Consider the following 7,889-nt stretch of genomic DNA (forward strand, 5'->3'; position numbering starts at 1 on the left):
GCGACGGACAGTCCGGAGGCCGCGGACCGCGATCCGACGGCGGTCGTGATCGGCGCCACCGCCCGCCGCAGCGCGCGGCCGGTCCCCTCCAGCCGTACGCCGCCGAGCGAGGCCGCCGCCAGCAGGCTGCCGACGTACAGCAGCCCCGGCAGCACGAGCAGCGCCATCAGCCGCTCGGCGAGCCGGCGGCCGAGCTCCGCCAGGACTCCGTTCATCGCCCGTCCGGCACGAAGCGCAGCGCCTCGCCGTACACGTGGCAGACCGGCAGGCCCTCCCCGGTGTGCCGTACCTCGGCCCGCAGGCACGCGCGGCGCGGGCACAGGTAGGCGCCCGTCACCACGTGGCTGCTGCGCACCGGAGACGTCGTCGCCGCCGCGTCGCGCCCGGCGAGGGGCGTCTCGTCGCTGTCCACCGCTATGCCCAACTGCCGCAGCAGCGGGGCCACCGGCTCGCCCTCGCGCAGCGCGTGCTCGGCCTGGTCGAGCAGCGCCAGTTGCCGCGGCGAGCCCCGCAGTGCCACGCGCAGGTCGGGCAACTCGGCGCAGAACCGCGCCAGTTCGTCAGCCATCATCAGCGTGTCCTCGCCGGGCCGGAGTATCTGATGTCTGTTCAGAGAGTAAGCGTGATCGTACTCTTGGTGTCATGGCGCTCTTCCGGCGATCGAAGTCCGACCGTTCGTCCGTGCCGCCCTGGTGTGCCGGGTTCAGCGCCGAGGAGTGGACGGCGTTCCGGGACCTGGTCCGCGAATTCCTCGCGCCGGACTACACCGGGCAGCCGCGCATCTCCTGGGTGTCCGACGGCACCTCAGTGCCGGAACTGGACCTCGTACGGCTGGCCGGCTGGCTGCGGAACCGGGCCCGCGAGCAGTGGCGTACGACGGTGGCGGAGTATCCGCAGCGGTGCGCGGACGCCGAACGGGAGGCGCGGGCGCAGCGGATGACGCCCTTCGACGCCGCCCGGGGAGCGCTGCTGCCCGTGGTGCGCCTCTCCGGGCAGTCGGAGGACCGCCTGGACGCGATGACCCGGATCGTCGGCGGCGGTCTGGTCGCCGAGGTGCAACTGACGGGCGAGTACGGTGACTTGGTGGTCGACACCGAGCAGACGCGGCGCTGGGACGTGTCACCCGCCGAGGTGTGGTCGATCGCGATGGCCAACCTGCGGCGTCAGCCCTGCGAGATCCACGAGGTGGTCCCGGGCGACTCCCCGCTCTGCACGGTACTGGGCAGCAGCCGCCACACCGCCGCCCACGTGTTGCGGATGGCCGAGCTCGCCGGGCGCCCGACCCCGTACGGCATCCTGCTGGTGGTGCCGCGCACGGACGTCCTGGCGTTCTGGGTCGTCAACGGCCCGGCCCTGTTCACGGCCGCCCCGGGCCTGCAGAAGTACGGGGCCAACCTCCACGGCCTGCCCCGCTCCCCGGAACGGCGGCTGACCCAGCAGCTGTTCTGGTGGTCGGACGGCATGCTGGAGAGCGTCACGTTCCCGGACTGGCAGGCCGACGCCGCGGCCGGCCTCGGCTCCTCGGACCGGCCGCACACCATCCGGGCCTCCGAGCGGTTCCGGGACATGGTCCAAAGCCTCGCCTCGGCGCCCCGCGACCGGTGAGGGGCGACAAGAAGGCGGCCCTGGCCGCCGTCCGCGCCCGCGTCGACGCGTACCGGCGCACGGGTGACGCCGACCTGGTCCTCACGGCCGAGGCCGACGAGGAGGCCACGCGTCTGGTCCTCATGCCGCTCGAGGACCGCTTCGGCCTCCCCGACACCGACGCCTTCCTGGCCCTGGGGTGGCTGCGCTGGTGCTGCTGTCTCGCGCTGCGGCAACAGGGCCGGACGGCGCTCGCCGAGTCGGCCTACCAGATCGCGCTCTCCCACCTCGCCGTCGCCCACCGCCGCAGGCCGAAGGCCGTGCCCGAGCCGGTGGCCGAGCTGTTCCGCCGCACCTCGGACGTGCGGCGCGACCCGCAGGCGGCACTGGTGCGGGCCGGCGAGGAGCTGATGGCCGTGTCGATGGCCGGGACCTCGCCTCGCGAGCAGGACGACCTGCCGGACATCACGATGCGCTACGCCCGCCGGGCGCGAGGCGACGGGGCGGCGTCCGTCCTGGACGACGTCGTCGACACGCTCTACCACGTACTGGCGGTCACGGCGCCGGGCGACGGCACGCACAACGCCGCGGACGCGCTGCTGATCATGGCTCTCCAGCTGCGCGCCGAGCAGGGCGGCGGCGATGCCGACCTGGATCGGGCCGTCGCCCGGCTGCGCTGGGCCGTACGGGACCGGACCGATCCGGCCGAGCTCGACCAGGCCCGGCGGCTGCTCGGCGAGGCCCTCTACCAGCGCGGGGTGCGCAACGCCGACCCCGCGGAGCTGGACGAGGCCATCACCCTGCTGCGCGCCGGCATCGACAGCGTGCCCCCGGGGCACGCCAGCCTGCCCACCCGCTGGGCGCTGCTCGCCGACGCCTGCTACGCCCGGCATCTGGCGGCCCCCGACGCGGCGACGCTGAGCGAGGCCATCGCGGCCGTGCGCACCGCGATCCAGGTCGGCCGGTCACTGGGGCACCGCGCCCGGGTCGCTCACCTCACCCACCTGAGCACCATGCTGCGCGAGCGCTACCAGTCCGCCTCCGACACCGACTCCCTCCACGAGGCCGCCGCGGTCGCGCACGAGGCGGTGGCCCTGGCCGCGGGCGACCCGGTGCTGCTGCGCAGCGCCCGTCCCGCGCTCGGCCGCGCCCTGATGGTCCAGTTCCGGCACGACGGCAGGGTGGGCCACCTCCAGGACGCCATCACGGTGCTGCGCGATCAGCTGGCCGCCGTGGCGGCCGGGCCGGGCACGGCGGGCGTGCACGAGGCGCGCGAGGACCTCGCCGCGGCCCTCGTCCTGCAGTACCGCGCGCACCAGGAGCTGCAGGGGGATGCCGCCGACCCGGCGCCGCTGGAGGAGGCCATCGGGCTGCTGCGGCAGGTGCTCGCGGATCCGGCGTCGACGCATCGGGCGACGGTGTTCAACAACCTCGGCGCCGCAATCGCCTCCTGGCACGGCCGCCCGGACACGCCCGACGCCCTCGACGAGGTGATCGACGCCTACCGCCATGCGGTGGCCGAACCGGACCTGCCGACCGGGCACGTCAGTTCGCTGCACAACCTGGCGCACGCCCTGGCCCAGCGCTCCCGGGAACGCGGGGACCGTGCGGCGCTGCGCGAGGCGATCGGCGTGCTGCGCAGCGCGGTCGCCGCGCCCGGCGCGACGACCGAGCAGCGGATCGCGGACGCGGCCCAGTGCGGCGAGTGGGCGGCGTCGACCGGCGACTGGCCCGAGGCCCTGGACGGCTATCGCGCGGCCGTGGCCCGGCTGCCGGAGCTCGTGCCCGTCCATCTGCGGCCCGCCGACCAGGAACGGCTGCTGGCCGGGCGGTTCCAGCTGGCCGGCGACGCGGCGGCGGTGGCCCTCCAGGCCGGCCGGCCCGAGGCGGCCCTGGAACTACTGGAACACGGGCGTTCGGTCCTGCTCTCCGCCGCGCTCGACACGGACCGCGAACTGGCCGAACTGCGCGCGCTGGCCCCCGAGTCGGCCGCCGAACTGATGGCGGTCCGGGAGGCGCTCGGCGAGTCCGGCCCCGATCCCGACCGCCGGCACCGGCTGGGCCTGCTCTGGGAGCAGGCGCTGCGCGATATCCGCCGCATCCCCGGATTCGAGCACTTCCTCGACGTGCCGCGGGCCGACCGGCTGCGCGCGCTGGTCCCGCGGCAGGGCCCGGTGGTGACCGTGAACGTCAGCCGGTACCGGTGCGACGCCCTGGTGCTCGACCAAAGCGGGCTGCGCGTGGTACCGCTGCCCGGGTTGCGCCAGGACGAACTGGACCGGCAGGTACGGGAGTTCGCCGAGGCGGTGGCCGCGGCCGAGAACCCCCGGCTGGGGCTGGTGCAGCGGCTCGGCGCCCAGGCGACGATCCGGGAGACGCTCGGCCGGCTCTGGGACACGGTGGCCGCACCGGTGCTCCGGGCGCTCGGCCACACGGGTCCGCCGCCCGAGGACGGCCCCTGGCCGAGGGTGTGGTGGTCACCGACCGGTGCGCTGAACGCCCTGCCCCTGCACGCGGCGGGGCACATCGAGGACGGCGCGGCGCACGGCGAGACGGTCCTCGACCGGGTGGTCTCGTCGTACACCCCGACCATCCGCGCCCTGCCGGCGGCGCCGGACCCGGCCGGGCGACCCGCCGGCCGGCCCCTGGTCGTCGCCGTCCCGGACACCCCGGGACACCCGCCGCTGCCCGCGACCCTGTCGGAGGCCGCCGCGCTCGGCACGGCGGCCGGGGCACGGCTGCTGATGGGGGAACAGGCCACCAGGGCCGCGGTGACCGCCGCACTGCCGTCGAGCGGCTGGGCGCACTTCGCCTGCCACGCCCACCACGACCCGGCCCATCCGTCGGGCAGCCATCTGGTCCTGCACGACCAGCCGTTGCTGGTCACGGACCTGCAGCGGCTGCGGGCCCCCGACGCGCGGCTCGCCTATCTGTCGGCCTGCTCGACCGCCCGCAGCACGGGAGAGTTCGCCGGCGAGTCCATCCACCTGGGCTCGGCGTTCCGCCTCGTCGGGTTCCGGCATGTGATCGCCACGCTGTGGCAGGTCCACGACCAGACTGCGGCGCAGATCGCCCGCGCCTTCTACGCCGCTCACGGCTCCGACGACCCCGCACTCGCCCTGCACCGCGCGGTCCGTGCGGCCCGGGAGGCCGAGCCCCTGCTGCCGACCCGCTGGGCGGCCCACATCCACACCGGCGCGTGAGTGCGCGCCGGGGCACCCCCGGCGCGGTCTACCGCACCACCCGTACCGGTGCCGACACCGTCACCTGGTCCACCTCGGACACCCGGACCGTCGCCTTCAGCGTCCATGTGCCCGTCAGGGGCAGGTCGAAGGAGTCGGTGGCCCAGTAGCCGCCGCGGTCGGCGACCCTGGTGTCCAGGGGGCCGATCCGCCGGGCGGGCAGGGTGAGGGTGATGCGGAGTTCGGGGACCGTGGACAGGCCGCCGTCGGGGCCGTAGACGACCGCCTGGACGGAGTTCCGGCCGACCCGGCCGGGGTCCAGGGTGATCTGGACCTTGCCCCGGCCGCCCGGGGTGCCCGCGTCGAAGGGGATGGTGGTGACCGAGGCGCTGGGGATGCCGGCCGCCGGTGCGGCGGCATCCGCCGCCGCGATCGCCGTACGGCCGGGGACGGTGCTGGTCAGGAGGGTCGTCAGAAGCAGGACCACCACGGCCACCGCGGCCTCGGCCAGGACCGAGCGGCGCAGCTGGACGACGGCGGGAGAAGGGGGCTCGGGGGTGTCCGGCCGCGCCGGGAGCGGGGGGCCGCCGGCCGGTTCGGGCACGCGGGCGGGGCTCGCGGTCCGCGTCCGGGCCGCCTGGCCCAGCCGAGCCGTCCAGGTGCGGGAGGAGGCCGCCGCGAGCAGCAGGGCGGCCACGGCCGCCAACTTGGCCAGCAGGGTGCGGCCGTACGTCGTGTCCGTCAGCGCCTGCCAGGAGCCCAGGCCCCGCCAGGACTGGTAGACGCCGGTGAGCACGAGGACGGTCACCGAGGCGAGGGCCAGGCGGGAGAAGCGGGCCGGGACCGAGGCCGGCAGCTCGGGCATGCCCCGCAGGGTCCGCAGCAGCGCGGCCAGGCCGCCCAGCCAGGCCGCCATGGCCAGCAGGTGCAGGGTCGCCATGGTGATCGCCACCGGGACCTGGATGCCCGCGGCGGCGTGCTCGGCCGCCGCCCAGGTCAGGGCGAGGGGGAGGGACAGCGCTCCGGCGACCGCGAGCGTGGCGCGGCGCGGCAGCCTTCGGCGGCGGGCCCGCAGGAGCGCCGCTCCGGCCGCGGCCAGGAGGAGCAGGGCCATCCGGGCGAGGAGGAGCGCGCCGGAGCGGGTCGTCGCCGAGTGGGCCAGGGCGGACGGGGAGAGGCCGGCCCACGCGGCGGTGCCCTCCTCGTACGGCGCCCGCAGCAGGAACAGCAGGGCCGTCGAGGCGAGGAGGGTCGAGGCGGCGGCCGTGGCCGGGGCGCGCAGCCGGGTCGCCGCCGGCGGGCGGCAGTACGCCACGAACGCGACCGCGCCCAGGAGGACGGCCAGGGAGAGGTACGCCAGGTAGCGGGCGATGTTGTACAGGGCCGTCGTGACGGGGTTCTCCGTGCGGTCGGGGACCGTGCTCGCCGTCGTCACGGTGCGCTTGCCGACCGAGAAGGTGAGCGCCCCGGACACCGGGTGGCTGTCGGCCGACACCACCCGCCAGGCCACCGTGTAGGTGCCGGTGCCCAGCTTGGCGGGGAGCCGGACGCGGGCCGTGTCGGAGTGGCCGGGGGCGTGACCGGCGGGGCCGGTGCGCAGCAGGTGGTTGCCGGGGTCGTAGACCCGGAAGGAGTCGGTGAGCAGGCCCACCGACTCGCTGAAGGTCAGGGTGACTTCCCGGGGCGCGGTGCGCAGGACGGTCCCGTCGGTGGGGTCGGAACCGTCGAGCGCGGCATGGGCCGATGCGGGGGCCGCCGTGCCGAGGAGGAGCAGGAGCAGCCCCGCGCACAGCAGCACCAGTCGTCGCAGCCGTCGGTGTCCCACGCCCACCTCGCCCCTCCGTCCCCTGTGCTTCGTGTACGTACGGAATACGTACGGACCGGGCGTCCACGGTGCTCACCGGGTCGGCCGGGAATCCGGCCGCGCTCTCTGCCTCACCCGTTCGAGCGCGCGCACGCGGGAGACGAGGGCGGGGGCGGTGAGGGCCGGCGGGGATGAGCCGGTCGGTCCACCCGGGTGGCGGTCGGCGCGGCGCCGGTCCGAGCATGGAGCATGACCGAGGCACCGAGCAGCGGTCCCGACTGGGGCCGGGAGTACGACGACCAGCGCGTCCACGCGGCGCACCCCCCGTTCGGCGCCCCGCACGAGCACCACGAGCCCGAGCCCGCGTTCGAAGGCCCCCTGCACGCCCTGTCCCGGGCCGCCTGGCAGGCCGTCCTCGTCACCGGGATCGCGTCCCTGATCCTCGGCATCCTGGTCCTGCTCTGGCCCGGCCCCTCCCTGCTGGTGGCCGGCGTGCTCTTCGGCGTCTATCTCGTGATCAGCGGGATCTTCCAGCTGGTCTCCGCCTTCGGCACGCACAAGACCACCTCGCTGCGGGTGCTGGCGTTCATCAGCGGCGCCCTGTCGATCCTGCTCGGCCTGTTCTGCTTCCGCGGGCCCATGCAGTCGATCCTGCTGCTCGGCCTGTGGATCGGCATCGGCTGGCTGATCCGCGGGATCACCGAGATCATGGCCGCCGTCTCCGACACCCGGATGCCGGCCCGGGGCTGGCACCTCGTCCTCGGCATCCTCACCGTCGTCGCCGGCATCGTCCTCATCGACTCCCCCCTCCAGTCGGTCGCCGCGCTGACCCTCTTCGGGGGCGCCTGGCTGCTCGCGGTGGGCATCGTCGAGATCGCCACCGCCCTCCGGATCCGCAGCCGGACCCGCCAGGTGCCGCAGACCGTGTGAGCGCGTTCCGGTGCGCGGGGACAGCGCACCCGCCCGGGAGCGACGCGACGAGCGCGGCGAGGCGGCGTCCGGCAGCCTCCGTGCCGACGCCACCGGACGACCTCGACACACCGGAACGGCACAACCGCCTCGCGGTGACGCGCAGGAACGCGGCGAAGCCCGGCTCGGCAGGGACCTCCGCGCCGACGACCACCGGACGACCTCGACACACCGGAACGGCACAACCGCCTCGCGGTGACGCGCAGGAACGCGGCGAAGCCCGGCTCGGCAGGGACCTCCGCGCCGGCAATCCGCCCCCCCACAGGCCCCGGACGCCGGCCGCGCCAACCCGGACCACCGCGGGCCGTACGCCACCACCTCTGCTCGGCACACGACCGTGTGCCCGGGCC

The 7,889-nt window shown here is 75.6% G+C and carries 5 protein-coding genes and 1 pseudogene; 3 read left to right on the forward strand and 3 right to left on the reverse strand.

Annotated elements, in window-relative coordinates:
- Positions 1-215, reverse strand: a pseudogene (locus ACLU3S_RS34375) (hypothetical protein); the annotation flags it as partial.
- Entirely contained in the window at positions 212-571 is a 360-nt protein-coding gene (locus ACLU3S_RS34380) for a hypothetical protein (RefSeq protein WP_413955896.1), read from the reverse strand. The pseudogene ACLU3S_RS34375 and the gene ACLU3S_RS34380, both read right to left, overlap by 4 nt.
- Before the next feature lie 71 nt (positions 572-642).
- Between ACLU3S_RS34380 and ACLU3S_RS34385 the strand changes: the two genes are divergently transcribed.
- Both ACLU3S_RS34385 and ACLU3S_RS34390 read left to right on the forward strand, forming a co-directional pair.
- Entirely contained in the window at positions 643-1,605 is a 963-nt protein-coding gene (locus ACLU3S_RS34385; protein ID WP_413955897.1) for a hypothetical protein, read from the forward strand.
- A complete protein-coding gene (locus tag ACLU3S_RS34390; RefSeq protein ID WP_413955898.1) occupies positions 1,602-4,787 on the forward strand; it encodes a CHAT domain-containing protein in 3,186 nt (1,061 codons plus the stop codon). Before ACLU3S_RS34385 ends, ACLU3S_RS34390 begins: the two co-directional genes overlap by 4 nt.
- A gap of 28 nt (positions 4,788-4,815) precedes the next feature.
- On the opposite strand, the gene ACLU3S_RS34395 is transcribed toward ACLU3S_RS34390, so the two are convergent.
- Complete coding sequence (locus tag ACLU3S_RS34395) at positions 4,816-6,564, reverse strand: copper resistance protein CopC (protein ID WP_413955900.1); 1,749 nt, start codon at positions 6,562-6,564, stop codon at positions 4,816-4,818.
- Positions 6,565-6,819: 255 nt separating this feature from the next.
- Here ACLU3S_RS34395 and ACLU3S_RS34400 point away from each other — a divergent pair, with 255 nt between their 5' ends.
- Positions 6,820-7,500 carry an HdeD family acid-resistance protein gene (locus ACLU3S_RS34400; protein WP_413955899.1) on the forward strand — a complete coding sequence of 227 codons (681 nt, stop codon included), beginning with the start codon at positions 6,820-6,822 and terminating at the stop codon, positions 7,498-7,500.
- The last annotated feature ends 389 nt before the right edge of the window (positions 7,501-7,889 follow it).

It is taken from the genome of Streptomyces sp. AF1A, from assembly GCF_047340315.1.
Lineage (GTDB): Bacteria > Actinomycetota > Actinomycetes > Streptomycetales > Streptomycetaceae > Streptomyces.

Bases quoted from the DNA above. Each gene is read 5' to 3' on its own strand.
- ACLU3S_RS34380 (WP_413955896.1), bottom strand. From the start codon at position 571: ATGATGGCTGACGAACTGGCGCGGTTCTGCGCCGAGTTGCCCGACCTG.
- ACLU3S_RS34385 (WP_413955897.1), top strand. From the start codon at position 643: ATGGCGCTCTTCCGGCGATCGAAGTCCGACCGTTCGTCCGTGCCGCCC.
- ACLU3S_RS34400 (WP_413955899.1), top strand. From the start codon at position 6,820: ATGACCGAGGCACCGAGCAGCGGTCCCGACTGGGGCCGGGAGTACGAC.